We start from the raw sequence: 26,296 nt of genomic DNA on the forward strand, positions 1-26,296 counted from the left end.
TGACGGAAAGTCCGGACGGACTCGGAAAAAAAACTCCGAAATCCCGTACAAACACCGATACCAGAAGAAGAGGTATTGTATGGCTAAGAGTGCAGCCCTTTCTACTCAAGTCTCTTTGGAAGAGTCCGTATGGGAACTCTTTGAAACCGGATCGTATGAGGAAGTCGTCCGTATAGCGGAGAGACATCCCGAGAATGTTTTTATCAATCATCTTAGGGCAATCACGGAATTTGAGACGGGTGGGGAAGGCGCGAATAATTTCCCTTTGGAAGGCAAAACGGTTCTGACTCCCTTATTGGGCGGATACCTGCATAGATCTAACGGAAGAGTGAAGGAAGCGGCATTGCTGTTTCACGAATATTTCAAGGCTTCCTCCTCCCTAGTTTCTTATTCTATCTTGAAAACGGGAATTAAAACCTGCGAGGAAGCGGGCGGGCATAAGGCCGCTTTGGATTTGATCCTACGGTACAAGGCTCTTTTTAAAGACAATTATTTCGCAAAGTTAGAATTCTTCTCTTTATATTATCTTCGCAAATTCGAGGACGCATTGGCTGCGTTTAAGGAGAATTCTTCGATTCTAAAAGAAGATCGCGACGTTCTGGCCGCTCTAGGTTTATGCTTGGTCCAACTCGGAAAATTCGAGGAGGCAAAAAGCATTCTGGAGAAATTGCCGGGCGCCGGAGAAATTCCCTCCTATGAGGAAAAAGTAACGGAATATGCGCCTGTCATTGAAAGCATCTCCGTCTATGAAAAACGCCGTAAAGAATTATCCAAAAAGGAATTACTGGATCTAGGATACGCATATCTCTTTTCGGAATCATATAAAAAAGCCGAAGAAGTTTTTACTTCTCTGGTTTCCCAAGTAAAATAATCACTTTACCTTTTCGAAGCGCCTCTTTCGTTTTGGGGGAGGCCAGAATTCTATCCCCGTCTTCGATAGAAATCACCAAATCCACAGGATATTTTCCCGAAGCGGATAAAGCCATTGCAACATAGGGTTTATCTCCGGTAAATTCCCTCTTCATCGCTTCCTTCGGATCGGAGAGATACATTACAAAACCATTATTTACGATGGCTCCTTTTTTCAGAAACAAAGGAGAATAAAGGCTAATCCCGTCTTCGTTTCTAATTTCCGGAAAGAGAGCGGGCTCCGCTTTCAAATGTCTTGCATCGACGATAAGACCCGTATAAGCGTCGGAAGGCAGATCGGAAGCCGTAGGTTCGGGAAAATTCTCCGATCCATAAGGAAGCAGGATATGGGCAAAGATCCCTTTATTGCCTTTTAAGGGAAGAATTCCGGTCGCGTTCAATCGGTTTTCTTTAAAACGATTCTCGATTTCTATCGGATCTTTTTCGTAAAGTTCCTGAAATACTTCCCGAAACGATTCGTCTTCCGCAATCTTTTCCCTAAGTAGGCGACCGGAATCCAATCGCAAGTTTTCCATACCGCGAAATAAATACTTCTTCAAGTCTTCCCGAAGTTTCTCTTTGGCAATGTTACGCGCTTCGGTTAAATTCTTTGCGGTTCCTTCCCGATTATAGTCCGGATCATCCGGATGAAAAACGATCTTCGGTAATTTGAGTTCCAGCGTTTTACGGATCTCACCAGCTTTCCAATCAGTGATCGTATCCGTTTTGTCTCTGGATTCCCAAGCTAAGACAGGAAGGATTAGAGTCGAAAAAAAACAGGCGAGTAAAACCGACGGAAGTTTCAAGAAAAATGATTCCTTCATCGCAAGGCGGCTCCCGAAGCGTACTTTGGCAATTTAGAATATTCGACCTTTAATTCGTCCCAATTCGAGATTCTTTTGGCCGGAGGAAGGGCGGAGATTAAATCTTTGCCATACGATTTGGTCCAAACTCGAGAATCCAGAAGGCTGACGATTCCAGTGTCCTTTTCGGATCGAATCAATCTCCCGAATCCTTGTTTTAAAATCGTAGTAGCATACGGAAGCTGAAGATCTCGAAAGGGGTTTCCTCCCTTCTCCTTCAACTTTTCGCTTCTCGCTTCCAGAACCGGATCATTCGGAGGTTGAAACGGGAGCTTCGTGAGAATTACGGAGCGAAGTTTGTCTCCTCGAATATCCACGCCTTGCCAAAATGTGGAAACCCCGAATAATACCGCATTCTCTTCCGATAAGAAAGCGTTCTTCGCAGGTTCCGGCCCCATAGTAATTTGGGAGAAGATAGGGAATTTCGTAACAGGACTGACTATCTCGAATATTTCATTTAAAGAACGATTCGAAGTGAATAGCACGAACGTCCCGCCTTGGGTTAGTTCGATCAGCTTGACGATATAGCGGGATAAATCAGCGGAATTGCCTTCGGCGTTTTCGGAGGCATCGCGCACGTCCTTGGGAAGAAATAGAATGGAATTCTTTTCATACGGGAAGGGCGAAGGAACGATCTTGGATTTGGATGGAAGTTTGCCGATTCTCTCGCTAAAATACTTTAGATTTCCTTTATCCGTTGCTAGAGTTGCGGAGGTGAATATGATGCTTTCGGTTCGAGGCTCTAAAATTTCCTTCAAAATGGATTCGGATTCCAAGGGTTGAGTAAGAAGTTTCGGATAGAGTTCTTTCGTTTTTTGATTCGGAGGATCCGCCCAATAAACACGCTCGCCGCTATCCATCGTTCGGAAGAGATGAAGTCCCTCTGCAATGCTGCCTATTCGATTGGCGAGCATTTCTATTTCCAGGGCTATTTCCTTTTCGCTTACTTCCTCGCTTTCCTTACTGTATTTTTTCAACTCTAAGAGAAGGGCCTGTTCCAGAGCGTCCAAGTTGGATTCGAAAATACCGCCGTCCATTTTCAAAACTTTACGGATTCTTTGTGATCCGTAAAAATTCAAAGGAAGTTCTCCGGCGATCGCGTTGAAACAGGAGAAAAGTTTTTCGCCAGCTTGGGTCGCTAAATCGTTGATTTTCGGTGAATTGAGTTTAACCGCTAATCCCGTTTTTTTCTGAGAATTCCAAACCTGCTGTAGAAGTTTTTGGATTTCTCCGGAGGATAATTCGATTCGAAATGCGGAACCTAAGGTTTCGGGAAAATTATGAGCTTCATCGATTACGAGTTTTTTAAATTCGGGAAGTATATTGAAGTCCGAAGCGATATGGGCCGCGAGTAGATGGTGATTGACGATCAGTATATGCGCTTTTTGCCATTTTGCCCGCTCTAGAAAATAGAACGAATGCGAGAAATTCGGACAATTTCTGCCTAAGCAAGAATCCGCTTCGCGAGTGACCTTATTCCAAAAATCAAAAGATGCGTAACCGTCGTATTCTTGGCGGCGCCCGCTCTGGCTTACCGAAACCCAGTTCTTAAAGGATTCCAAATGATCCATCATTTCCGGACCGAAAGTTCCCTGGGAGAGAACGTTTCCGAGCTTTCTTTTGCATACGTAATTAGAGGCGCCCATTGCCACTTCGGCTCGGATTTCCTCGCCTAAAATTTCAGATACAAGGGGAATATCCTTCCGGATCAATTGATCTTGGAGCGCCTTTGTTTCCGTAGAAATTACTACGGTCTGGTCGTTCTCCAATGCTGATAGAGCCGCGGGAATGAGATATGCTAGCGATTTCCCGACTCCGGTTCCCGCTTCTACGATTAGATGTTTCGCTTCCTGAAACGCTTCTTCGACTCCGTTAGCCATTTGAATTTGACCCGGCCTGGACTCGAATTCAGGCCATAGGGTGGAAAGTTTGGAAAATTGCTCTGCCGTTTTACCCAAGAATCCCTCAATCGTTCCTTGTCTGGAAAAGTTTTACGATACAATACAGCGAAAGTAATGAAACGAGTCCCAATGAAAATCCCATAGTTAAAGCTCCTTCGATGCTCAATTCCGTGACCGGTAAAGCAAGCGCAGAAGCAATCGAACCGTTCCTATACGGAAAGAAATTGTACGCGACGACTACGATAAATCCGAATCCACCCAGGACGGCAGGCAATATATATTTTTTTCGGGAATCCTTTTCCGTTACTGCCTCTTCTTTTCCTCGGAGGCTGAGATGAACCAAAAAATAGAAGAATGCAAATACCGCTATAATGCTTAAAAAAACGTAACGGGAGACCAGGGCCTGGACGGTTGCTTCTTCAGAACTCGTTTCAGGACCGGCATTGGCGATCATCCAGTCGACGCTCATTTTGTTAATGTACGATTCAAGATTTTGGTATAGGAACATACCGAAGATAACTAACAGAAACGCAGGAGTCACGTATTTGATTATCCACCAAAAAAAACTCGGAAGCTTGATATGTGAACCGCGATAGCCCTCTTCCAATCCTTTCTTTGCTCCGATCACCCAACCGAAAATTAGAATTTGGATGGTCGCGAGAATATAGATTAGCACTGTTCCGATCCAGAAATCCGCCTGATCGAGAGCGTTAAAATTCTTATTAAAATATAAGATGGGAAAGGAGAGAGAGAACGTAAGTAGAAATAAAAGGAAGCTGGAAGTTCTTCGACTCACATGAAAGGATTCTTCCAAAAAGACGGTCCAAGGTTGAAGCATGGTCACCGAAGAGGTGAGGGCGGCCAAAAAAAGGACAAAGAACCAAATGGCTCCGAAAAACTGTCCTCCCGGCATCAATGCAAAGACGGAGGGAAGGGCGATGAATCCCATTCCGAAAGTTCCGAAAGAGGTTACGGTCAGACCTAAGAATAAAAAAGCCACAGGTATCGTAATCATTCCGCCGAACGCGACTTCCACGAATTCGTTTAACGATGCCGCGGATAATGAAGATAAGACGACATCGTTTTCCCGTTTTAAATAACTGGAAAAAACCAGCGCGATCCCGAAGCCTGCGGATAGAGTAAAGAAAATTTGTCCAGCCGCCGAAATCCAAACTTTCGCCTGCCCAAGCGAATCCCAATCCGGGTTCCACATTTTTCCTAAACCGATTTCGATTCCATCCAGAGTCAGAACCCGAATTAAAACGATTACCGAGCAGACCAACATTAACGGAACCGCGATCTTAGCAAAAATTTCGATCCCCTTTGCGATTCCACGATAGACTAAAATAAAATTCATGAGAAAGCAGGCGAGAGTCGCATAGAAAATCTTTCCTGCGACTGCCGAACCGTTTTCTTTCGCACCCACTAACGTTTGAAAGTAGTCCGTCGCGGTCGCGATGACGGCGCTTTGACCGCTCCCGTTCGTAGTGAGATTAATTTGACCGGTGGCAAAATCGAAAGCGTAAGCGAGACACCAGGCTTCAACAAAAACATAATATACGTAAATTAGAAGCGGAATTGTAATCCCGATTGCGCCGACTAAGCGAAGTGGGACTCCGGAAAGATACGAACGAAATAGATTAGGCGCGCTATGACCCTGTTCTCCACCGAGTCGTCCCATGACCCATTCCGTAATGCAGACTGGAATTCCGACTAAAATGAAACTGACGATATAGGGAAGTAGAAAAGCTCCGCCCCCATTCTGAACGGCCTGGCCCGGAAATCGTAAAAAATTCCCGAGACCGATAGCCCCGGAGGCTACGGTTAGAATGAGTCCGGTGCGGGATTTCCAGCGTTCCTTAACAGGTTGAGTCGGCATTGCGTTTTCCGTATGGGGATTTTCGAGCTATTTTCGGCTCGAAAGGGAAGATGAATCATAATCGCATGAGACGAACTTGGTTTGTCAAAAGGATTTCCATTCACCGAAAGGAAAAAAACGGGACATAAATAGTTCAAAAAAGTCTCTGACTATGTGGCAGAAAATACGATCATTTGATCGGATCCAAAGTCTAAATTTACAACTGGGGAAGCAAGATATAACCCTGGCTGGGGCAATAGAAAATGAAATTGGATAAGATTACCGTAAAGCTGAATGAAGCTTTATCGGAAGCGCAGACGACTGCGGCAAATTTAAAACATCCTGAAATCAAGGAAGAGCATATCGTAGCTCAAATTCTATCGCAGGGAGATGGATTTGCACCGCCGATATTCGCTAGATTAGGTCTCCCTCTGGATGAATTTCGTCGTCGAACCGAGTCGGCGCTTCAAAGGCTTCCCAAAGTGGAAGGTGACACTGAGAGAGGTTTTTCCAGGGAGGCGGTATCGCTTCTTCAGAATTCCGAAGCTTTGCGAAAGGAGCTAAAGGACGATTATCTTAGTACGGATCATGTACTTCTCGGATTTGTCCGATCCGGAATTTCCCCGCTTCGGCAGGAGTTTCAAAATCTCGGATTGGACTATGCAAAATTATTGAAAGTCGTTTTAGACGTAAGGAAAGGACAACCTATTATGGACGATTCTCCCGAAAACAAGGTAGATGCTCTTAAAAAATATGCGAAGAATTTGAACGAGCTCGCACAGAAAGGAAAATTGGATCCGGTTATCGGAAGAGATGAAGAAATTCGACGAACGATCCAAGTTCTGACAAGAAGGACTAAAAACAACCCTGTCCTAATCGGGGAGCCGGGAGTTGGAAAGACCGCAATCGTAGAAGGATTGGCAAACAAAATTATTCAAGGCGAAGTTCCCGAAGGAATCAAGAACAAGACTATCTATGCTCTGGATTTAGGGGCGATGATTGCTGGCGCGAAATACAGGGGAGAATTCGAAGAAAGACTCAAGGCGACCTTGGACGAAGTCAAGCAGAGTGAAGGGAATATAATTCTCTTTATCGATGAAATTCATACTCTCGTCGGAGCCGGCGCTACAGAGGGCGCGATGGACGCTTCGAATATGCTTAAGCCGATGTTGGCTCGAGGAGAACTGCGATGCATCGGTGCGACTACTCTCAAAGAATATCAGAAATATATCGAGAAGGATGCCGCATTAGAAAGAAGGTTTCAGCCGGTTTACGTAAAAGAACCGAGCGTAGAAGAGACCGTAACGATTCTTAGAGGATTGAAGGATCGATACGAGTTACACCACGGAATTAAGATTTTGGATTCGGCCCTGGTTGCGGCAGCGACTCTTTCCAATCGTTATATCGCCGATCGATTCTTACCCGATAAGGCCGTCGATTTGATAGACGAGGCTAGTTCTAAAATGAGAATCGAAATGGATTCCATGCCGGAAGAATTGGACCGACTGAGTAAAAAGATCCAATCTCTCAAAATCGAAAGGGAAGCCCTCAAAAGGGAAAAGGATCAGGCTTCTAAACAACGCATTGAAATATTAGTAAAGGAATTGGCCGAGCAAGAGGAGACCTTTAGGACCTTAAAGGCGCGCTGGGATTTGGAAAAATCCAAGATCGCGAAAATTAAGGAAATTAAGGAGCAGATCGATCGATTTAAGGTTTTGGAAGCGGAAGCCGAACGACGGGGAGAGATCAATCGTGTGGCCGAGATACGTTACGGCAAATTAGTCGAACTCGATAAGCAAATGGAAAAGGCCAACGAGGAACTAAAAAAGATCTCGGGAGCAAGTCGTCTCTTGAAAGAGGAAGTCGACGAGGAGGATATCGCGAATATCGTCTCTCGCTGGACCGGGATTCCGGTTTCTAAGATGCTTCAAGGCGAGAAGGCAAAGCTTCTGGATATGGAGGAATCTCTCAAAACGAAAGTAATCGGGCAGGAGCACGCCTTGTCTTTGTTATCCGAAGCGATTCGAAGATCCAGGGCAGGGATGGCCGACCCGCACAGACCGATCGGAACATTCCTCTTTCTGGGTCCTACAGGGGTCGGTAAAACGGAAACGGCAAAGGCTCTTTCGGAATTCCTCTTCAACGATCCGAACGCGATGCTTAGGATCGATATGAGCGAATATATGGAAGCACATTCCGTATCTCGTTTGATAGGAGCTCCTCCGGGTTATATAGGACACGACGAAGGCGGGCAGCTTACCGAGGCTGTAAGAAGAAGACCCTATTCGGTCATACTCTTTGACGAAGTCGAGAAAGCTCATCCGGAAGTCTTCAACGTTTTCTTACAGATTCTGGACGAGGGCAGATTGACGGACAGTAAAGGTCGAAGCGTGGATTTCAAGAATACGGTGATTATTCTTACTTCGAATATAGGCTCCGATATATTAGGTTCGCCCGAATATAGCGCCGAAGAAAAAGAAAGGTTAGTCGAACAGCGATTGAAGAAACATTTCAAACCTGAATTCCTAAACCGTTTGGACGAAGTGATCTTGTTTAAATCCGTGGATGAAGCGATGCTTTCCAAAATCTCCGAACTTCAATTGCAGATTATGGCAAAAAAAGCCAAGGAGAACGGTTTGGATGTCGGTTTCACTCCCGCTCTGAAGCAATACGTGACCAAAGCGGGTTTTGATCCGGAATATGGGGCGAGACCGCTTAAACGGTTAATCCAGAGAGAAGTAGGGAATGCGCTCAGCTCCTATATACTAAAAGGAGAATTTCAGCATGGGCAGAAAGTGAATGTGGATTATCATGGTGGCCGAGTTGAAATTAAAAAAGCGTAACTCCAATCCGAGAACTTTAAGCCCCTCAAATAAAAACCCCGGTTAAGAGCCGGGGTTCATCGAGGACACAGAGATCCGAGGGATAAGAAGGTTAGAATGTATTGCGGGAGACAGTTTCAGCCTCCCGCTATTAAATTAGAATTCTACTTTCAGTAAAAACAATTCTTCTTTTTTCATTTTTAGGACCTTAGAGGCCATATTCTTAAATTCTTCTGGCGGTTCCAAAAGACCCAATTCTACTTTTGATAGAAATGGAGTAGAAACCTTCAATTTCTTTGCCATATCATATTGTTTAATTCCCAACTCTCTACGTTTTGCCCATAGTTTGTTGGTAAGGCCTTGGCTGAATTCGGGATAAACATCTTCGACCGGACGGTCATTGAATAATTTATCAAGAGTGGTTTTCAAATATTTCGCACAAGCTTGTCTGAATTTCTCAGTAGGAGCTTGGCTTCCTGTTTCGATCTTGGAGAGGTAGCTAGGGGAAACACCCAAAGCCCTTGCCATATCGTATTGTTTGACGCCCCGTTTTTTTCGGAGCATGTAGATGTGGTTATTCATTCTATCCCCTCTTTTTTTACCGTTCTATTCATGCGCCATATAGGCTCAAGAATAAATTTCCATTACTTCCCGTCCGAGCAGTTGGGCTACAATTTTTTTCCTATTTCATGTGATTCTTAATAAAAAAAAGAGCGTTAGTAAGAATATCGATCTTTTATAAGAAAATTGTGCCATTTAAACAGGTATGCTTTTCTTTCGATAAGTAAAGTAAGTTAAATACCGATTAAAAATAGAGCGTACTACCTAAGTGGCAAACGGGATCGGACCCGAGTCTATAACCCATTCTAAGGAAAGAATGGAAAACCTAAAATAGAATAAAAAAGCCTCGGTCTTTCAAGACCGAGGCTTGCAGCTCCGAAAGTTTTTACGAAGTATATTTAAATCTTTCCCGGTTTAAGTTGCTCGGTCGCAACCGTTAACTGGTACTCGGATTTTAACTTACCGATAAACTCTTGGGCAAGGCTTTGTTTTTTAGAATCCAATAATTCCTGACGAATCTTTTCTCTTACGTCTGCAAAGGGAAGAGGTATACGTTCTTGCTGATTCGCCGGGTTGGGCTTGGAATAAGAGAACATTTTGCCCGCTTCATAAGTCGTTCTGATTTCCGCTTCTGTGACGTCTATCTTAGGCGGGAACACCTTCTTCATCAGCAGCGGCAATACTAAGAATCTTCTTTGAATCGGGAATAATTCCTTATACTCCTCCGAATTCCGAATTCGCTTAATAGCCTCGGAACGTTCTCCGATTTTTAGAGGCAGATATCGGGAAGAATAGAAGTTAATCACCATGGATTTTTCATCTTTTGTGGGAGTTGCATCCCCACCGCTAATCGCGGCGAAATCTTTGAATTTCTCCAGTACTTCCTTATAGCGAACGACTTCTCCGGTTTTTTTATCCGTTAAAAGAACGGTCTCGGGAGTGATTGCTCCGATATTCGCTTGGGAAATTTGCGCGGGTTCCCAACCGGACTCGGTCATAACTTGATCGATACTCTTCTTCCAAGCTTCGGCGAGAAATTTGTTTTTATAATAATCCGCATATTGTCCGGCAATTTCTTCAACTCGCAATTCGGAATAGAACTTCGAGTTTTTCTTATCATCTTCGCTTAAATTATCTTTCTTAAGATAATCCTTAGCCGAGTCCCTTTGTTTGCCTAATTCATTTTTAAAAAGCTTCTCTAATCTAGCTAAATAGATATTTTCGAGTCTTTCGGAACGTAAGATATAAATTTTGCCTGCGCTTTCTTCTAAAATCCATTGCCCTTTATTTTCGGCCGCCTTAGAAAGAATTGCGGAGAGCGGATCGTTTCCGCAGTCCAAGCAAGCGGGCTCTAAAACTCCGCTTACCGATTTTCTTTGAGGCTCTTCGGTATGCTCCGATACGAATTGAGCGACATCTTTCTTGGATGAAAGTTTCTTCAATTGTTCCAGATAATCATCCGCTTTTTGCTTTAGAGTCTTTCCGGTTGCCGAGTCAGGAGAAGCGACGAGTAAAACCCGAATGAAGGCCATTCTTACTTTTCCTTCTTTCGTGATTTGATCCTCGAATTTCTTACGATATAGAGAGAATGCAAATTGCGGCTCGGAATATTTAAGAAATCTTTCCATGTCTCCTTCGGAGACTAATGAATGATCTTTGTTGTATAATTCCGCTATTTTTAAAAGACTGAGTTCTTCCAAAACTTTATTTTGGTTTTCGACGGAAGCCGTCGTCTCATCCACCTTCCTGCCTTTTAAGCTGTAAAAATAATGGAGTCTTAATTCCTTTCTAGTTAGGGTTCCGCCTTTAAAAGAGGCGAGTACGTCGGAATCCAATTTGCAATCGGCAAACAGGAAGCCTAAGAGCGAGAGTACTATGATTTTTTTACTCATGTTTCTTTTCTATTACCTGGTTTTACGGAGTTTAGGGAGGATCAGTATTTGTGAACGGTCTTTCGGGCAGGTTGTGCGCGCTTTCCTTGGATTTCAACGGATATTTCCCGAGTGAGTCGTTTTTCGTTATCCTGGTACAAACCTTCGGCTGCTCTTGCACCGGAAGAAGGTGACGGAGAATTCCAATCGTTCGGAGTTTCCTTGGTCGATAAGGAAAGCATTTCCTCCCTTTGGGTCGTTAGCTTTTGCATTTCGGCCCCGATCGAGTCTCGAAGGGATTCGGAATAATCTCGGTCTGCGGCGATTCGATCTCGAATCTTTCCCAATTCGGTTAGATCTCGTTCGATCTCCTCGGTTTTTCGCAGAAGGTGAGCAACTTTAATCTTCATAAGAATGCCTGCCAGTTATGGAGGAACCACCCATTTCGGAGTCTGGTTCCTGGGTCTCTTCTTGCAAGTACGAAAAGAAGAGACCCACAGTATAACCCGGAAATTCCTGCCCCGGTTTGGAGGCGGCTACGAGTAAAAAGGAAAGCAAGAAAATGATTTTTTCGGAACCTTCGCCCCCTTTACCGTAAAAAAGAAGAAGTCCAATTGCGGAGCAAAGAAGGATCGCTTTTGCAAATGACGGTTCGGAGGGTTGAGTCGGATCGGAGAGTAGGAATCCGATCGTAGTAGCTGCAAGTAACAGAGAGAGTAGCACGGTTCGAAGTTTTTTCCCAAGAATTCCGCGTAAAAAAAATACCGCCATTCCGGGAGCCAATAAGGTGGAAAGTTCCTCCTTAGAGTAAGAAAAGATAATCCCACAGGCGAATAAGAGAGAAAAAACTCCCTCCCGGAATATAGAAACGGAGCGACCCCGAAACCAGGAAATATCCCGGCAGGCTATGATGCCGGCTAAACTGAGACAGATGAGATCTAGAATGTCCTCGGGCGAGGAGCCATCCCATAGCGAAGCAAGAAAGAGGGCGAAAGGAAATAGTAGTACAACCGGATTGAGGCGTCTGATTTCGGATCTTACAAGCACCAAGGTGCTCATAGTCATACCCAGGACTAATACTCCCGAAAAGGGAAAATTGTACGATTTGAAAAAGAGGAAGGCGGAAGTGAATAGTAGAAAAACCATTTGTATCTTTTCGGAAAATTCCGGATTCTGACCAATCGAGGAAGCTATGATCCTGAACGAGATTCTAATCTCGACGGAAAAGATAGACAGTGTTCAAGTTCTGAAATTGCAAGGTTCTATCAACTCCTTTACTGAGAAAAAGTTTAGGGACGTTCTTTCTGTCGCCGTCCGTCAAGGTCCGGTAATAATGGATCTGGAAGAAGTACACCTTATCTCTTCTACGGGTGTTCAGGCCCTAAAGGAAGTGAGTCAGGTGAGCTTCGGGAATAAGAATAAGTTAGTCTTAGTGAATATCTCGAGGGCAATTACTAACGTGTTCAAGATGGCCGGCTTAAACGGTTTTTTTTTGATCGCCGGAGACGAGGAAGCGGCTTTAAAGATCGCTTCCAAAAGATGAAATAGGATTTAGAAAATTGGAAATGACACGACCTGCTTCCTTTAATTATTTTCGTAAAGCTTGGCATTTGTTAGGTCTTTTGATACCGGTTTGCTATTACTTCGATGTCTTCAAGGGTGGATTCGGTCTGGAACATGCTACCTGGGTGATTATTACGTTCCTTTTATTCTTCTCTCTAGGCTTACTTGTGATTTTGGAATTCTCGCGCTTTCGGGTCCAAGCGGTTCAAAATTTATTCGTTAAAGTCGCCGGACCCTTACTTAAGGAAGAGGAAAAATATAGGATCAACGGCACCTTTCCTTATTTTCTATCCATAACCTTCGTCGTTCTTTTTTTTCCTCCGGATATAACGATCTTATCCATGTTGTTTTTGGTGATCGGCGATCCTATGGCTGCCTGGGTAGGAGTTCATTTCGGAAGAAATCGATTCGCGAACGGAAAGTCCAAGGAAGGAATCGCGGCATTTATCCTTTCCACTTTAATCGTAGGTCTTTGGTTTTTATATGTCATTCAGGCCCAACCGAAAGCCTTAGGAATTTATCAATACGGTTCTGGCGAATTTTCGCAGAATTTAATTTTGATTCTACCTGCAATAGTTGCCGCGGCATTTACGGAGCTTTATAGCGGAACCTACTGGAACGGTTTAATCGACGATAATTTATTGATTCCGGTCGTCTCGGCTTTAGTGCTCGGAATCATCGCCTTTTTAGTATTAGGCGTGGATGGTTCTCGGATTTTCCTGAATCCGCTGGATATGTTCTACTGAGAAATTTGCTGAATTATTTTTACGGGTTAGTTTTAGGTTCCGGAGGTAGTACGGAATATACGAAATCGATTCTCGTTTTCGTGCTTCCCTTAAACCAAGGCGAGGTCCAGCTAAATTCCAAATCGGCCGGAAAGAGAGTGGTTTCGTAAGGATAGAGTTTTAATCTGTTCTCTTTCTTTTGCTTCGCTTTAATCATGCTGCCCAAATAATTAAAGGAACCGATCCAGTTTTCTCCCATTTCGAAACCTTCCATTTTTCCCCGATCCCCCGCAAATTCGTAGATCGCCGCGTAGGATTCACGGATTCCTTTCTGTTCTTCCGGTGTGAACTTTCGATTCATGCGTAAAACGAACCCCGGAGTTTCCCTCGCGTGAAAGTATAGATAATTTCCCAAATCCTCCCACGTAAGCGGCTTTTTGTTATTCGGAATTTTCACTTCGTATTTTCGATTGAGAGGAGTGGGTTCCTCACAATTTCCATGGCGAGTAAAATAATCGCATAACTCTATACTCTCCACTCGGAGAGGAGCCGGTTCGCAAGTAGCGAGAAAGATAAAAAGAGTAAGGAACTTAACGTTTTTCCAGGGAAAGTACATATGATTCTCTCAAATTTGTAAAAAAGTAAATTACTTCGGGAGCTTTAAAAAAATCCGGAGCCGAAGATTGGCATATCCATTTTTGACTTTGATACGTGTATATTATTTCGGCAAAAGTTCCGTGAAAAAGATAGATTCTATGTAAATCCTCTTCGACGAAAGACAAGACTAGGTTGTAAGGGGTTAGATAGCCGGGAAAAATTCGAAACGACTCGTCCGTCTTTCGAAGCTGTTCTTGGAATTTAAGACATTCTTTTTGCAGGCTGGGTAATTCCTCCCTTGAGATGCGGCGTTTAAAGGAAAGTATTCTTGTTTGCCGTCCAAGCGGGGAATCTAAGAAGTTTGCGAATTGATGACTCCATTTAGGGAGAGGTTGTGATTCGTAGAGAGTTTGGGAAAAGGTATTTTCCGCTTTTTCTTTCAATTTGTAGTAAGCTTCCTGATCCTCGAACGATACGATTAAGAAAAACGATGCGGGTAAAGGTTTGCGTTGCTTAGTTGCGGGTAGCTTTTGTTTCACGTCTACTTAGAGTTGTTTTTTCACTCATAAAGGCTTCGGTGCGCCCGTCGAGAATTCCCTTGGGGATCAGACTATAATTTGGAATCGAAATAATCCAGCAGAATTTTCGTGACCCAATGGCCATCCGGAACTGCCGGGCTGCGATCGGACAAGAATCCGACATGACCTCCCTTTTTAGTGAGTAGAACCTGAAGGTTCGGGAGATTTTCCCATGGAATAGAATCCCATTCGAAAATGGGAACTACCGGATCGTCCTCGGCGTGTACCAGTATTCCCGGATGACGAATCGTACGAATGTAATTCTTACAGGAATTTATTTTATAATAATCTAATGCACTTCGATATCCGAATGTCGGGGCGGTAATCAAATCGTCGAAGTCGAAGAAGGTTTTTACGTTGCCTAAGTTCGCTCTCACCTCCGGAGCTAATTCTACGATTCCTTCCTTAATTTTCCTTCTGAATGCATTCAAGAAATGTTCTCTGTAAAAGCGACCCGCCAAAGAATCGATAAACGCGCAATTTTTTGCCAAGTCCAATGGGGGCGATACGGCGGAAAAAGCCATCGCTTTCCGATCCGATCGTTCTCCGAAGAATTTCAAGACCAGATTAGCGGAAAGAGAGAAACCCGAGACGACGACCTTTGCAGAAAGGGAGTCTCTTGCGAAATCTAGAACGTCCTGGAGATCCTCGGACTGTCCGGCATAATAAGAATATTTTGCGTATCCTCTGCCTTTTCCGCAATTCCGCAAATTCATTCGAAGGGTTCCGTATCCTCTTTCTAACGCACTTTGAGCTAAAGAAATAAGGTAGGGACTTTCCGAATCTCCTTCCATCCCATGAATCATAACGATGTACGTTCCATTCCAAGGCGTAGAATCTTGCCTATAGCTGGAGATCGGCGGATTATGTTCGAGCCAAAGTGTGTCTCCGGAATTTCCGCTTACCGTAAGAAGGATATCTTCGCAATAGTAATCGGTTCGCAACCGGTTTGAAGGAGGAAAAAAAGTATTATAGATCGTTTGAGCGTGTTTTCCTGAAACGAATCGTTTAGGGCGAAAGGGAAGGTGTTCCATCGGCAGAGATATCGCGAGTTAGATTCCGTTCTCTTGAAAAAATTCCTTCCAATCTTCCAACTGAGCTTTTCCAAGCAGATTTCTTTTTTCTAGAAACTTTCTAAACCGTTTCAAGAAATCCTTGGCCCGACTCTGAACGAGACTGTCGTCCGGATGCATATCAGTCAGGAAAAAATGCAGGAACTCATCCAACTCGAATGATCCTAGGTTTTTTAAAGTGATTCGATCTTCTTTTTGATCTTCGTTTTCTCCGAATAATAATTCGGAAAACTCCAGAAGAAGGGTGCAGAGTTTCTCATCCGCATCCCGACTTCCCCCCTGCTGGTTGGATAAGTAGTCCTTGAGGACGTCTTCGATTCGTGGGGCGTCCGACAAAATACTAAATCCTTTAAGAATTCAATTTTGGAAATTCAATTTTCGTAGCGAGCGAATCTACGATTCCGTACTGGATTGCCTCATCCGCGTCCATATAATAGTCGCGGTCCGTATCTTCTTCCAGTTTTGAAACGGGATGCCCGCAAGCTTCTGCGAGGATTTGGTTTAGTCGAGCTCGCGTTTTTAGAATTTCTTCAGCTTGAATTTTTAGATCGCTCGCGGGTGCGACAATTTGCCCTCCGATAGACGGTTGGTGGATCATCACTTTTCCGTTTGGCCAAATGGAACGCTTTCCTTTTACTCCTGCTGCGAGAAGTACAGATCCCATCGAAGCCGCCAATCCCATACAGACAGTGCTAACCGGAGAAGTTATCATTTTCATCGTATCGTAGATGGTGAGTCCGGAGGTGACCACTCCTCCGGGGCTATTTATATAAAACGTGATCTCTTTGCCCGGATCAGCCATCTCTAGAAAAAGTAGTTTTCCTACGATATCTTTGGCGGACTCGTCAGTGACAGCTCCCCACAAGAATATCTTCCTATGGTCAATTAGCTTCTTGGAAATTTTACTACCGGTAAGTTCTTCGAAGACTTCGGCGATTTTCTCGTTTTCGGACATTCTGGCTCCCTTAAGCACTTCGTTGTTCCAGTTTCTTCCTCCTCAATTTCCTGAAAACACCAATAAATACGAACGCAACAAACGAGACGTAAAAAAAGCGAATCAGTTGAATGGGGGGAACGGGTAGATCTTTACCCGCACGCAGTGCAATCAGCCGGGAGGCGAGCACCGGTCGGTTTTCCGTCCTGGGTTCGGGCTCTTTAAATTTAATTATATGTGCATTTTCCGACAAAAGATAGTATTTTCTCGCTTCACGTTCTAACGCTACCTTGTCATCTCGTAAGAGTTTTTGACGTTCCTCCAACTGGCGATTTTCATATTCCAACCTTTCCACATCCAGTTTTAGATTGGAAAGGCTGGTTTCTAAGGTGGACCTCACGACCAGGCCGGATTCTCCCAAGACTGTAAAATAAAAAAGTCCGGAGAGAAACACCAGGAGGAAGAATAGCCTGTTCGCCAGTTTTGAACCCATCTTATCTATAAGTTATAAAAGGTCTCCTTTCCTTTATAGATTGCCGAGTTTCCTAGTTCCTCTTCGATTCGAAGAAGTTCGTTATATTTGGCAATCCTGTCCGTTCGAGATAACGAGCCGGTTTTAATTTGGCCTGCGTTGGTCCCCACTGCAATATGCGAAATCGTCACGTCTTCCGTTTCACCGGACCTATGACTGATTACATTTGTATATTTAGCTTTCTTTGCCATATCGATGGATGCCAATGTTTCGGAAAGCGATCCGATTTGATTGACTTTGATCAATATGGAATTTCCGATCCCAGACGAAATCCCTTTGGACAATTTCTCTATGTTCGTCACGAAGAGATCGTCTCCTACGAGTTGGATTTTCTTTCCAAGTTTTTGGCTTAGAATTTTCCATCCATCCCAGTCGTTTTCGTCCAAGCCGTCCTCAATAGTAATGATCGGATACTTCGACACTAGATCTGAGTAGTATTCCACCAATTCCGCGCTAGTGAACTCTTTATTTCCTTCTCCACCGAGAACATATTTCTTTTTGGATTTATCGTAAAACTCGGAAGAGGCGGCATCCAGTCCGAGTAGAACGTCTTTTTGGGGTTTGTATCCAGCTTTTTCTATAGCTTCCAGGATGACTTCCAACCCTTCCACATTGCTCGCTAGATCGGGGGCGAATCCTCCCTCATCTCCGACGGCGGTATTGAGTTTTTTCGACTTTAGGACGGATTTCAGAGTGTGGAATACTTCCGCACCGACCCGTAGGGCTTCTCTGAAACTATGAACTCCGACCGGAAGAATCATGAATTCCTGAAAATCCACATTATTGTCTGCGTGAGCTCCTCCGTTCAGAATGTTCATCATGGGGACTGGGAGTTCCTTAGCGAAATTGCCGCCAATATATCGGTATAAGGGAAGTCTAGTGTGAGCCGCCGAGGCTTTTGCAACCGCGAGGGAAGTTCCTAGAATGGCGTTGGCGCCTAATTTACCTTTATTCTTCGTTCCGTCTTTTTCAAGCATGAGCGCATCGACTCGATTTTGATCCAATGCATCTTCACCAATCAATAATTCTTTAATTTTTAGATTTACGTGTTCGACGGCTTTGAGAACGCCTTTTCCGGCATAACGGGATTTATCCCCGTCTCTCAATTCCACTGCTTCATATTCGCCAGTCGAGGCCCCGGACGGAACGGCTGCTCGGCCGAAAGATCCGTCTTCGAGTTTTACATCCACTTCGACTGTGGGGTTTCCGCGAGAGTCCATAATTTCTCGGGCTCGTATCCCGGAGATTTTGGAAGATTTAAGCATGATAGTTCCTGTAATATTTTTTCCCGAAGGATTTTTTCAGAGATAGTTGTCTTTAAGCAAAATAAATCAAGCGGGAAACTGGGAAAAAGGGTTGCCCAACCCTTCGGAAACAATAGAAACGCTTCCATGAAATCTACGGAGAAACATGCACTTTTCTTTCATTCGAGTTATTTGGTACTATGTATCATTACGCTTTTGCTCCCCATTCCAGCCTCCACGGGGTGGAGATTATTTTTTTTGGCGGTGGTCTACGCGATAGGCTTACCGGTCGCAGCTCAAATTTGGGATCATGATCGATGGTTGGACATCTTTCGATTCGTCTTTCCTTTAAGTATTTTGCAAGTGTTTCCCGACTGGTTCCTTTCTAGGGTGTTAGGTGTTCTTGTTTTCCCCGAAGACGGATTCTATAAGATAGGAACGGTCCCGGTGTATATGGCGGGACTCTGGACGATTCCGTTATTTCTATCTACGTTTGCGGCTGTCCGCTTTGCCAAGCGCCAACCATCCGCGAATCCGATAGCGAAATATACCGTGGCTGGCGGCGTGGCATTCGTAATTTTTGCGTTCTCGGAAGAATTTGCCAGATTGATTCCTGTCTGGTATTCCCAAAACGTTTCAATGATCGGCCATACGGCAGTGTACGTTTTACTTCCTGAATTGGTATTGGGGGTGTTCACGGCGTTCGCTTATTTCCATACTGAGGGAAAACCTTTGCGTACCAAACTGCTTTGGACAATCCCGACCATGTTTGTTTATTTGGGGGCATTATCCTGCTTTTATCTTCTTTTGGAAGGTGTTTGGCGTACATAAAGGAACGTTCTCCATTCCGTATAAAAGTCGATTACGGGGAGCAAAAAATAATTCTTCTCCTCGAATCGATTCTGAGAATTGTCGCTGATCGTTTTCTGAAGCGAAGGAGAGGAAAATGGATGCGCAAATAATCACCGGAGCAGCGGAAATCGGCGGTTTACTCGAAGATCGAAATCGATCGATTCTCGGTTTACCCGACTATTTTACGGATTCGACTTTAATTGTTGAACCAGGCAATTCGTATACGGTGGAAAAAGCTTTTACCATAGAAGGGAAAGCAACGTTTGAAAATAAGAATAGTTTGGTAAAAATTTCGCCTGCCGCCGGCAACCGATCTTCCTTTTCTTGGGATGGAAAAAAATTTCCGTTAAATGCAGCAGATTGTATAAAAGGAAATCATAATATACAATTGGGCGATGTTAAAGTTATCGAGCACCCTCTGGCTTGGATGCTGGCATTCGGCGTATATGTAGACATTGAAACGACCGAATCAAGCCTGCCAACGTTTGATTTTTGTGATCGGCCTTATCTGGACGGATTAACGGGAAACCTTAGAATCATAGCTCCGCGTAAAACGATTTCCGTTTCTAAGCCGCTCGCACTTGTTTGGGAAAAAGGATACTGCGTAGTGGAGCCTCCGGAAAATTCGAAAGAATCCGAGCAGTTAATTATAGATCATCAAGTTTCTTATCCGGGGAATTCCATTGGAAACGCGAGGATAAAAACGGTTTTCGAACCGCATTCATTCGCCTATTACTGCGATGCAAGGACTACCGCTTTCAGGACTAAATCAGAGGCTGAAAAATTCTATCAAGTCGGTTTAGCCGGAGGATTGAAGGATTATCCCTTTACTCTTGAAAACGTGCTGTTGCTGGACGAAGAACGCATTTATAACAGTCGAAAGAAATTTAAGGATAGGAATTCCGGCTTTGACTTCGAATTTTTGTGTCATGAAATTATTGATATTTCTTCCTGGTTGCGATTTGTCGAAGAGGAATACGAAGGAAGATTCGTCGGAAAGATGACCACTTTCTTATTCGATCACCATAAACAGATCGATATAGCTCAATTCGTATGCGATCGCTCTATCTTGGAAAAACACGGTGTATCGATCCAATATTAAAAGCGGATTTTTTAAGTTAGTTTCTTATTAGAAATAGGTACAAAATGGAATTTCAAAATCGGGAAACTTTCTAAGTCGGAATTTCGGCCAAACTTCCTCAGCCTTACCCTTATTGCTCGGAATACTTATTCCTAGAGCTTGCACGCCCGAGAGGATTTCAAATCTGCGGGCTAAAAATACTTGTAATTAATATATAAAATCTTCATAAGTGAGAAAATTCTAAATTGGATGAATTCTAAATGAAAAGAATTGTATTTTCTTCGGCGATTTTTCTGCTGATTGCCTTCGCTAATTGTGCGGTTTTGGATCCGGTAGGTCTCACTTATGATAGGATTAAAGGCGATAAGGCTGCAAGTAAAATTACCGATGCGGCAATCACGACGGATTTGGTGAATTCGGCGATTCTAAATGGGCGCGCTTCCGTTTCGATTTTAACTATTCTCGCTAGCGATATTGCCGGTATCGATCCGACTAAATATTATAAAGAATCGGTCGTCAATCAATGTGTAACGGACATCAAGGGCGTGAAAGGTTATCTGATCGGATCGACGCTGACTGTTATCTCCTCTTGCAAGGGAATTACTGCGGACGGACTCATCTACTAATTTGAATTGCGGGATGCAGCCTTGCTCTTCCCGCTTCTCCTAGAATCTCTCCGTTTGTTTGAAAGGCAGAGGGGAGTTTTTAACGGAATGCCGCTAGGCAGGTAAGCCTACTATCTCCAAATCCTTCCTCATTCCGGAGTTGGCTCAGAAAAGGCTTTTCAGGGGAGGAAATCCCTCGAACTTTGTTTCTAAGCATGTCCGACCGGCAAAAATACATCAGAAACTTCTCCATCATTGCTCATATCGATCATGGTAAATCGACGTTAGCGGACCGACTTTTAGAAATCGGCCGAGTCACGGACGATCGGACAAAAAAAGATCAGATCTTGGACTCGATGGATATCGAGCGGGAGAGAGGAATCACCATCAAGGCCAATAATGCTACGTTCAACTACTTGGCGGATGACGGCCATACTTATACGATGAATCTGATCGATACTCCCGGCCACGTGGATTTTACCTATGAGGTTTCTCGCTCTCTAAAAGCGTGCGAGGGAGTTCTTTTGATCGTGGATGCGAGTCAAGGGGTAGAGGCGCAGACTTTAGCGAATCTATATCTTGCGATGGAACAGGATCTTGCAATTATTCCCGTCATGAACAAGGTCGATTTGCCGGCAGCCGACGTCGAGAGAACGAAACTGCAAATCGAAGATAGCCTCGGTCTGGATGCGGAAAAGGCAGTCGCAATTTCCGCGAAAACCGGTTTGAATGTTAAGGCCGTACTTGAGGAAATTACTCGTCAAATTCCTGCGCCGACCGGCGATTTAAAAGCGCCTCTAAAAGCTTTAATTTACGATTCATATTTCGATCCCTATATGGGCGTCGTTATCAAAATTCGAGTGTTCGACGGAACCGTTAAAAAAGGGGATCGAATTCTTTTGATGAGTAATCAAAAGGATTTTACCGTCAACGAAGTCGGTATCAAAGGAATCGGATTGATGCCCCAGGATTCGCTGTCCGTGGGAGAAGTCGGATACATTATCGCAGGCATCAAAAAAGTATCGGATGCTAGATCCGGTGATACGGTGACTTCACAATCGAACCCGACGGCCGAGCCGGTTCCCGGCTACAAAGATGCGAAGCCGATGGTCTTTGCCGGACTTTTCCCAATTGCAGGCGAGCAATTTGAAGAACTTGTGGACGCAATCGAAAAAATGAAGCTAAACGATGCGGCTCTAGTTTATGAGAAGGAAAGTTCCGCAGCTTTGGGATTCGGTTTCAGGGTAGGTTATCTGGGTTTATTGCATATGGAAATTGTGCAAGAGAGGTTGGAGAGGGAGTTCAACTTAGACCTCATTACGACAGCCCCTTCCGTAAAATATACCATCAAAACGAAGAACGGAGAAGTTTTCGATATAGACAATCCTTCTAAATTTCCGGATCCGGTTTTCATAGAAACCACGGAAGAACCGTTCGTGAAGGCATCGATCATTACTCCGATCGAATATGTGGGTAATATCATGTCGCTTGCAATGGATAAGCGCGGAATTCAATTGGATACGGTTTATCTTACGCAGGAAAAGGTCCAACTTACCTACGAGCTTCCACTCGCCGAACTTATTTTCGAATTTTATGATAAGCTTAAATCTTTGACCCGCGGATATGCCTCGCTCGACTACGAGCCTTGCGGGTATAGAGCGTCACAATTGGTTAAAATGGATATTCTCGTAAACGGGGAACCGGTGGATGCTCTCTCGATGATCGTGCATCGAAGTAAAGCCGAGCAACGGGGAAGAGAAATTATCGAAAAATTGAAGGAATTAATTCCGCGGCACCAATTCATGATTCCCATCCAGGCGGCGGTTGGAGGGAAGATTCTAGCGAGGGAAAGCATTTCGGCTCTCAGGAAGAATGTTACCGCTAAATGTTACGGCGGAGATATTACCCGTAAAAAGAAACTTCTTGAAAAGCAGAAAGAAGGGAAAAAAAGGATGAAGCAAATCGGAAATGTTGAAATTCCTCAAGAAGCCTTTTTGGCGGTCCTGAAAACCGGTGATTAATGTTTCCGGAGCTTCCGAAGCGATTCTACGAAGCAAGCCCGGTCCAATTTTTATATAAGATCGATAAGTCCGAGATTTTTGTTAAACGCGAGGATCGACTTTTCTTTTCGCAAGGGACTAAGATTCGAAAGTTATTCGGAATCTACAATTCCCTCGCTTCCTATTTTCATTCCGGTAAACTTCAAAGTGTCGTTTTACAAGGAAATCTTCATTCAAATGCAATTTTAGCGGGCGTCCTTTTTTTTCGCTGGTTAGGCATTCCTACGAAAATAATCGGCTATTCTCGAAATCCGGAATTGAGGAGTCCGGCTTCTATTTTGGCCGAACGATTTTCTGAGATTGTAATTTATCCTACAAGACGCGAATGGGAACTTCGCGTCCTGGAACTAAGCGATACGGGTAGCACAAGCGTGGTTCCGCTCGATCGGATTGACAAGGGTGTCGAAGTGCCTACAAAAGATCGCCAGGTTCTTCTTCCGGAATACTTATTCTGCCAAAATTCATTGAACGGATTGGCTCCTTTGTGGGATGAAATCGACCCTAAGGAATTCGATTGCATTCTACTCGATGTCGGTTCCGGAATTACCTGGCTTTCCGCTCTCAAGTGGAATCGCCTCCCGGTTTTCGGCATCACTTTAGGATTGTCCAAGAGAAAAATGCAAGTTTGGATGGAGTCTCGTCGGGTAAACCTTGATCTAAAGCAAATTGCAATTCCGTACGACTTCTTAATCGAACCGAAAGCGGAATTGCCGTTCGCCTCTTTTTCCTTCGGAGAAACTGAAAGCTGGCATGAAAAAACGAAACAACTTTGGAAGAAAACAGGAATTTATTTCGAACCGGTTTACGCTTCTAAGACGTTAAGCGTTTTAGAGAGCATGATCCTTGCCGGGAAGTTAGAAGGACGAATTTTGTATATTTACCAGGGCGGCATACTGCAGAATTTTTCTACAGAAATAATATCGGGATAACGCCGGATGTTTTATAGGATTATGAAATGTTGATTCATTAGCGGAAGAAAATCGGCGGAGGATAAGCGCTCCGCCGATTTGCAAACTTTACGAGAGTATATATTCTTTATTTAGTACCCGAATAAAATCCCGTTTAATGTCTTTAGGACAAGCAGCTTCGCATTCATATTGGTTCGTGCAATTTCCAAAACCTTCGTTGTCCATTGCAGATATCATATTCTTGACCCGTTCTTTCTTCTCGACCTGTCCTTGGGGAAGTAGCGCTAAATGAGCCACCTTGGCCGAAACGAAAAGCATCGCGGAAGCATTCTTACAAGACGCTACGCAAGCGCCGCATCCGATGCAAGTCGCAGCATCCATAGCAACGTCAGCATGCTTTTTAGCGATCGGAAGTGCATTCGCATCCGGAGCTCCACCCGTATTGATGCTTACAAATCCGCCGGATTGAATCACTCGATCAAAGGCACTGCGATCCACGATCAGATCTTTTATCACTGGAAAAGCTTTTGCCCTCCAAGGTTCCAGATAAATCGTATCTCCGTTTTTAAACGACCTCATATGAAGCTGGCAGGTAGTCACGCCGGGGAGAGGACCGTGCGCTACGCCATTGATCATGATATTGCAGGATCCACAAATTCCCTCTCTGCAATCGTGTTCGAATGCGATCGGTTCTTCGCCTTTCGTAATCAATTCCTCGTTAACGACATCTATCATTTCCAAAAAAGACATATCAGGCGAGATATCTTTCGCGGAATAATCCACGATCTTACCTTTCTCTTGAGAATTCTTCTGTCTCCAGACTTTTAGTTTGAGATCCATTACTTATAGCTCCTCGTTGCGAGTTTAATGTTCTCGAACTCCAGGTGTTCCCTGTGTTCAACCGGTTTGGCTCCAACGCCTTTCCATTCCCACGCAGTGACATGGCAGAATTTATTGTCGTCTCGTTTAGCTTCGCCATCGTCCATTTGATGTTCGGTTCTAAAATGTCCGCCGCACGATTCTTCCCTTGTGAGCGCGTCCAAACAAAGTAGTTCGGCAAATTCGAGAAAATCGGCTACGCGTCCGGCTTTCTCCAAAGATTGATTCAAATCCGTACCGGACCCCGGAACGTTCACATTTTGCCAGAATTCCTCTCGGATCTGAGGGATTTTTTGCAACGCTTCCTTCAGGCCCTTATCGTCCCTTGCCATTCCGCACTTATCCCAGACAAGCTTACCTAGTTCTCTATGGAATGAATCCACAGTGCGACGCCCTTTGACGGTTAGAAGCTTGTTGATTTTGTCCGTACTTTCGGTTTCGGCTTTCTTAAACTCGGCATTATCGGCTGACGGAGTTTTACCGAATCCTACTTCGGCAAGATAGTTACCTATCGTATAAGGAAGCACGAAATATCCGTCCGCTAAACCTTGCATTAACGCCGAAGCTCCTAATCGGTTGGCTCCGTGATCGGAAAAGTTAGCTTCACCGATTACGAACAAGCCCGGAAGGTTACTCATAAGATTATAGTCTACCCAAAGTCCGCCCATAGTATAGTGAACGGCAGGGTAGATTCTCATCGGAACTTTATAAGGATTTTCACCGGTGATTTGCTCGTACATTTGGAAAAGATTTCCGTAACGTTCTGCAATCGTATGTTCTCCTAGACGCTGAATTGCGGACGAGAAATCAAGGTAGACTCCTTGTCCGCCGGGGCCGACCCCAAAGCCTGCATCGCAAACTTCTTTGGCAGAACGGGAAGCGATATCTCGAGGACAGAGATTCCCGTAACTCGGATATTTTCTTTCGAGATAATAATCTCTTTCACTTTCCGGAATGTCAGCGGGACTTCGAGTATCTCCCTTCTTTTTCGGAACCCAAATACGTCCGTCGTTTCGAAGCGACTCAGACATTAGAGTCAGTTTGGATTGATGATCACCGGATACCGGAATGCAAGTAGGGTGAATTTGCGTATAACATGGATTCGCAAAGAAAGCTCCCTTTTTATGAGCTCGATAAGTTGCAGTAACATTCGAACCTTTTGCATTCGTGGATAAATAGAATACGTTTCCGTATCCTCCCGATGCTAAAACAACGGCATCTCCGGCATGGGCCGTGATTTTCCCCGTGACTAGGTCACGAATGATTACGCCTTTAGCATGTCCGTTTACCACGACTAAATCGACCATCTCGGTTCTGGGATACATTTGCACGTTTCCTAATCCAATTTGCCGAGAAAGAGAGGAATACGCGCCCAATAAGAGTTGCTGTCCTGTCTGACCTTTTGCATAGAATGTGCGGGAAACTTGAGCTCCGCCGAAAGAGCGGTTATCTAAATGACCGCCGTATTCTCTTGCGAAAGGAACTCCTTGAGCCACACACTGATCGATGATGTTCGCAGAAACTTGAGCCAAGCGATATACGTTCGCTTCGCGAGCGCGAAAGTCCCCGCCTTTAATCGTATCATAGAAGAGTCGGTATACGGAATCACCGTCGTTCTGATAATTCTTTGCGGCATTAATTCCACCCTGAGCCGCGATTGAGTGCGCGCGCCGCGGGCTGTCTTGAAAGCAGAACGTTTTCACATTATAACCGAGTTCCGCTAATGTTGCCGAAGCAGAACCACCTGCCAGGCCGGTTCCAATAACAAGAATCGTATACTTGCGTTTATTGGCAGGATTTACCAATTTGATATGGGACTTATAGTCGTCCCATTTATGCTCCAGAGCACCCGAAGGGATTTTTGAATCTAAGCTCATTCT

Annotated in this window: 25 protein-coding genes; 9 read left to right on the forward strand and 16 right to left on the reverse strand. The window is 44.4% G+C overall.

Annotation, left to right across the window (positions count from 1 at the left end; all coding sequences use genetic code 11):
- Positions 1-79: 79 nt before the first annotated feature.
- Positions 80-871, forward strand: coding sequence for a tetratricopeptide repeat protein (locus tag LEP1GSC058_RS05195; protein ID WP_016548726.1), 792 nt, complete (start codon positions 80-82; stop codon positions 869-871).
- Here the strand turns inward: LEP1GSC058_RS05195 and LEP1GSC058_RS05200 are convergent.
- Genes LEP1GSC058_RS05200 through LEP1GSC058_RS05210 form a run of 3 tightly spaced genes read right to left on the reverse strand, consistent with a single transcriptional unit; the run spans position 843 to position 5,552 of the window.
- Positions 843-1,733: a hypothetical protein gene (locus LEP1GSC058_RS05200; RefSeq protein ID WP_016548399.1), complete on the reverse strand. Its 891-nt coding sequence runs from the start codon at positions 1,731-1,733 to the stop codon at positions 843-845. The genes LEP1GSC058_RS05195 and LEP1GSC058_RS05200 overlap by 29 nt on opposite strands.
- The gene (locus LEP1GSC058_RS05205; RefSeq protein ID WP_016548404.1) at positions 1,730-3,730 is read right to left on the reverse strand and encodes an ATP-dependent DNA helicase; all 2,001 of its coding nucleotides are present in this window, start codon (positions 3,728-3,730) and stop codon (positions 1,730-1,732) included. The genes LEP1GSC058_RS05200 and LEP1GSC058_RS05205 overlap by 4 nt, the downstream gene beginning before the upstream one ends.
- Positions 3,731-3,737: 7 nt before the next feature.
- Complete coding sequence (locus LEP1GSC058_RS05210; protein WP_016548514.1) at positions 3,738-5,552, reverse strand: sodium-dependent transporter; 1,815 nt, start codon at positions 5,550-5,552, stop codon at positions 3,738-3,740.
- Between the two features lie 242 nt (positions 5,553-5,794).
- Here LEP1GSC058_RS05210 and clpB point away from each other — a divergent pair, with 242 nt between their 5' ends.
- The gene (gene clpB / locus LEP1GSC058_RS05220) at positions 5,795-8,374 is read left to right on the forward strand and encodes an ATP-dependent chaperone ClpB (protein WP_016548524.1); all 2,580 of its coding nucleotides are present in this window, start codon (positions 5,795-5,797) and stop codon (positions 8,372-8,374) included.
- Positions 8,375-8,509: 135 nt separating this feature from the next.
- Here clpB and LEP1GSC058_RS05225 read toward each other — a convergent pair whose 3' ends face one another.
- The 4 genes from LEP1GSC058_RS05225 to LEP1GSC058_RS05240 form a co-directional block, all read right to left on the reverse strand.
- The gene (locus LEP1GSC058_RS05225; RefSeq protein WP_010410551.1) at positions 8,510-8,917 is read right to left on the reverse strand and encodes a helix-turn-helix transcriptional regulator; all 408 of its coding nucleotides are present in this window, start codon (positions 8,915-8,917) and stop codon (positions 8,510-8,512) included.
- 395 nt (positions 8,918-9,312) lie between these two features.
- Complete coding sequence (locus LEP1GSC058_RS05230) at positions 9,313-10,806, reverse strand: LIC12015 family putative lipoprotein (RefSeq protein ID WP_016548421.1); 1,494 nt, start codon at positions 10,804-10,806, stop codon at positions 9,313-9,315.
- A 41-nt stretch (positions 10,807-10,847) separates the two neighbouring features.
- Entirely contained in the window at positions 10,848-11,195 is a 348-nt protein-coding gene (locus tag LEP1GSC058_RS05235; RefSeq protein ID WP_016548380.1) for a hypothetical protein, read from the reverse strand.
- A complete protein-coding gene (locus tag LEP1GSC058_RS05240) occupies positions 11,185-11,844 on the reverse strand; it encodes a hypothetical protein (RefSeq protein WP_232224625.1) in 660 nt (219 codons plus the stop codon). Before LEP1GSC058_RS05240 ends, LEP1GSC058_RS05235 begins: the two co-directional genes overlap by 11 nt.
- Positions 11,845-11,977: 133 nt before the next feature.
- On the opposite strand from LEP1GSC058_RS05240, the gene LEP1GSC058_RS05245 reads away from it, so the two are divergent.
- Together LEP1GSC058_RS05245 and LEP1GSC058_RS05250 are read left to right on the forward strand one after the other, a co-directional pair.
- Positions 11,978-12,328, forward strand: coding sequence for an STAS domain-containing protein (locus tag LEP1GSC058_RS05245; RefSeq protein WP_039948038.1), 351 nt, complete (start codon positions 11,978-11,980; stop codon positions 12,326-12,328).
- A gap of 22 nt (positions 12,329-12,350) precedes the next feature.
- Positions 12,351-13,094: a diacylglycerol/polyprenol kinase family protein gene (locus tag LEP1GSC058_RS05250; RefSeq protein WP_039948039.1), complete on the forward strand. Its 744-nt coding sequence runs from the start codon at positions 12,351-12,353 to the stop codon at positions 13,092-13,094.
- 19 nt (positions 13,095-13,113) lie between these two features.
- Here LEP1GSC058_RS05250 and lcpA read toward each other — a convergent pair whose 3' ends face one another.
- The 7 genes from lcpA to eno all read right to left on the reverse strand — a co-directional run bounded on the left by lcpA (position 13,114) and on the right by eno (position 18,052).
- Positions 13,114-13,689, reverse strand: coding sequence for a complement regulator-acquiring protein LcpA (gene lcpA / locus LEP1GSC058_RS05255; RefSeq protein ID WP_016548714.1), 576 nt, complete (start codon positions 13,687-13,689; stop codon positions 13,114-13,116).
- Positions 13,664-14,209, reverse strand: a complete 546-nt coding sequence (locus tag LEP1GSC058_RS05260) for a DUF4416 family protein (protein WP_016548405.1) — start codon at positions 14,207-14,209, stop codon at positions 13,664-13,666. The genes lcpA and LEP1GSC058_RS05260 overlap by 26 nt, the downstream gene beginning before the upstream one ends.
- A 71-nt stretch (positions 14,210-14,280) precedes the next feature.
- Complete coding sequence (locus tag LEP1GSC058_RS05265) at positions 14,281-15,282, reverse strand: YheT family hydrolase (RefSeq protein ID WP_016548591.1); 1,002 nt, start codon at positions 15,280-15,282, stop codon at positions 14,281-14,283.
- Positions 15,283-15,300: 18 nt separating this feature from the next.
- On the reverse strand, positions 15,301-15,657 hold the full coding sequence (locus tag LEP1GSC058_RS05270; RefSeq protein WP_010410531.1) for a hypothetical protein: 357 nt from the start codon (positions 15,655-15,657) through the stop codon (positions 15,301-15,303).
- A gap of 13 nt (positions 15,658-15,670) precedes the next feature.
- Complete coding sequence (locus LEP1GSC058_RS05275) at positions 15,671-16,276, reverse strand: ClpP family protease (RefSeq protein WP_016548572.1); 606 nt, start codon at positions 16,274-16,276, stop codon at positions 15,671-15,673.
- Positions 16,277-16,286: 10 nt separating this feature from the next.
- Positions 16,287-16,748 (reverse strand): FtsB family cell division protein, encoded by a 462-nt coding sequence (locus LEP1GSC058_RS05280; protein WP_039948040.1) that lies wholly within the window; start codon positions 16,746-16,748, stop codon positions 16,287-16,289.
- Positions 16,749-16,753: 5 nt separating this feature from the next.
- The gene (gene eno / locus LEP1GSC058_RS05285; RefSeq protein WP_039948041.1) at positions 16,754-18,052 is read right to left on the reverse strand and encodes a phosphopyruvate hydratase; all 1,299 of its coding nucleotides are present in this window, start codon (positions 18,050-18,052) and stop codon (positions 16,754-16,756) included.
- A 126-nt stretch (positions 18,053-18,178) separates the two neighbouring features.
- On the opposite strand from eno, the gene LEP1GSC058_RS05290 reads away from it, so the two are divergent.
- The 5 genes from LEP1GSC058_RS05290 (at position 18,179) to LEP1GSC058_RS05310 (ending at position 23,558) form a co-directional block, all read left to right on the forward strand.
- Positions 18,179-18,862, forward strand: a complete 684-nt coding sequence (locus LEP1GSC058_RS05290) for a DUF6989 domain-containing protein (protein ID WP_016548354.1) — start codon at positions 18,179-18,181, stop codon at positions 18,860-18,862.
- A 115-nt stretch (positions 18,863-18,977) separates the two neighbouring features.
- Positions 18,978-19,985 carry a UDP-3-O-acyl-N-acetylglucosamine deacetylase gene (locus LEP1GSC058_RS05295; protein WP_016548321.1) on the forward strand — a complete coding sequence of 336 codons (1,008 nt, stop codon included), beginning with the start codon at positions 18,978-18,980 and terminating at the stop codon, positions 19,983-19,985.
- A gap of 239 nt (positions 19,986-20,224) precedes the next feature.
- Positions 20,225-20,590 carry a TIGR04452 family lipoprotein gene (locus LEP1GSC058_RS05300; RefSeq protein WP_016548345.1) on the forward strand — a complete coding sequence of 122 codons (366 nt, stop codon included), beginning with the start codon at positions 20,225-20,227 and terminating at the stop codon, positions 20,588-20,590.
- Between the two features lie 194 nt (positions 20,591-20,784).
- On the forward strand, positions 20,785-22,590 hold the full coding sequence (gene lepA / locus LEP1GSC058_RS05305; protein ID WP_039948042.1) for a translation elongation factor 4: 1,806 nt from the start codon (positions 20,785-20,787) through the stop codon (positions 22,588-22,590).
- Positions 22,590-23,558, forward strand: coding sequence for a hypothetical protein (locus LEP1GSC058_RS05310; RefSeq protein WP_016548347.1), 969 nt, complete (start codon positions 22,590-22,592; stop codon positions 23,556-23,558). Before lepA ends, LEP1GSC058_RS05310 begins: the two co-directional genes overlap by 1 nt.
- Positions 23,559-23,645: 87 nt before the next feature.
- On the opposite strand, the gene LEP1GSC058_RS05315 is transcribed toward LEP1GSC058_RS05310, so the two are convergent.
- Both LEP1GSC058_RS05315 and LEP1GSC058_RS05320 read right to left on the reverse strand, forming a co-directional pair.
- Positions 23,646-24,377, reverse strand: coding sequence for a succinate dehydrogenase/fumarate reductase iron-sulfur subunit (locus tag LEP1GSC058_RS05315; protein ID WP_016548492.1), 732 nt, complete (start codon positions 24,375-24,377; stop codon positions 23,646-23,648).
- The gene (locus tag LEP1GSC058_RS05320) at positions 24,377-26,293 is read right to left on the reverse strand and encodes a fumarate reductase/succinate dehydrogenase flavoprotein subunit (RefSeq protein ID WP_016548460.1); all 1,917 of its coding nucleotides are present in this window, start codon (positions 26,291-26,293) and stop codon (positions 24,377-24,379) included. Before LEP1GSC058_RS05320 ends, LEP1GSC058_RS05315 begins: the two co-directional genes overlap by 1 nt.
- Between the last annotated feature and the right edge of the window lie 3 nt (positions 26,294-26,296).

It is taken from the genome of Leptospira fainei serovar Hurstbridge str. BUT 6 (assembly GCF_000306235.2).
Lineage (GTDB): Bacteria > Spirochaetota > Leptospiria > Leptospirales > Leptospiraceae > Leptospira_B > Leptospira_B fainei.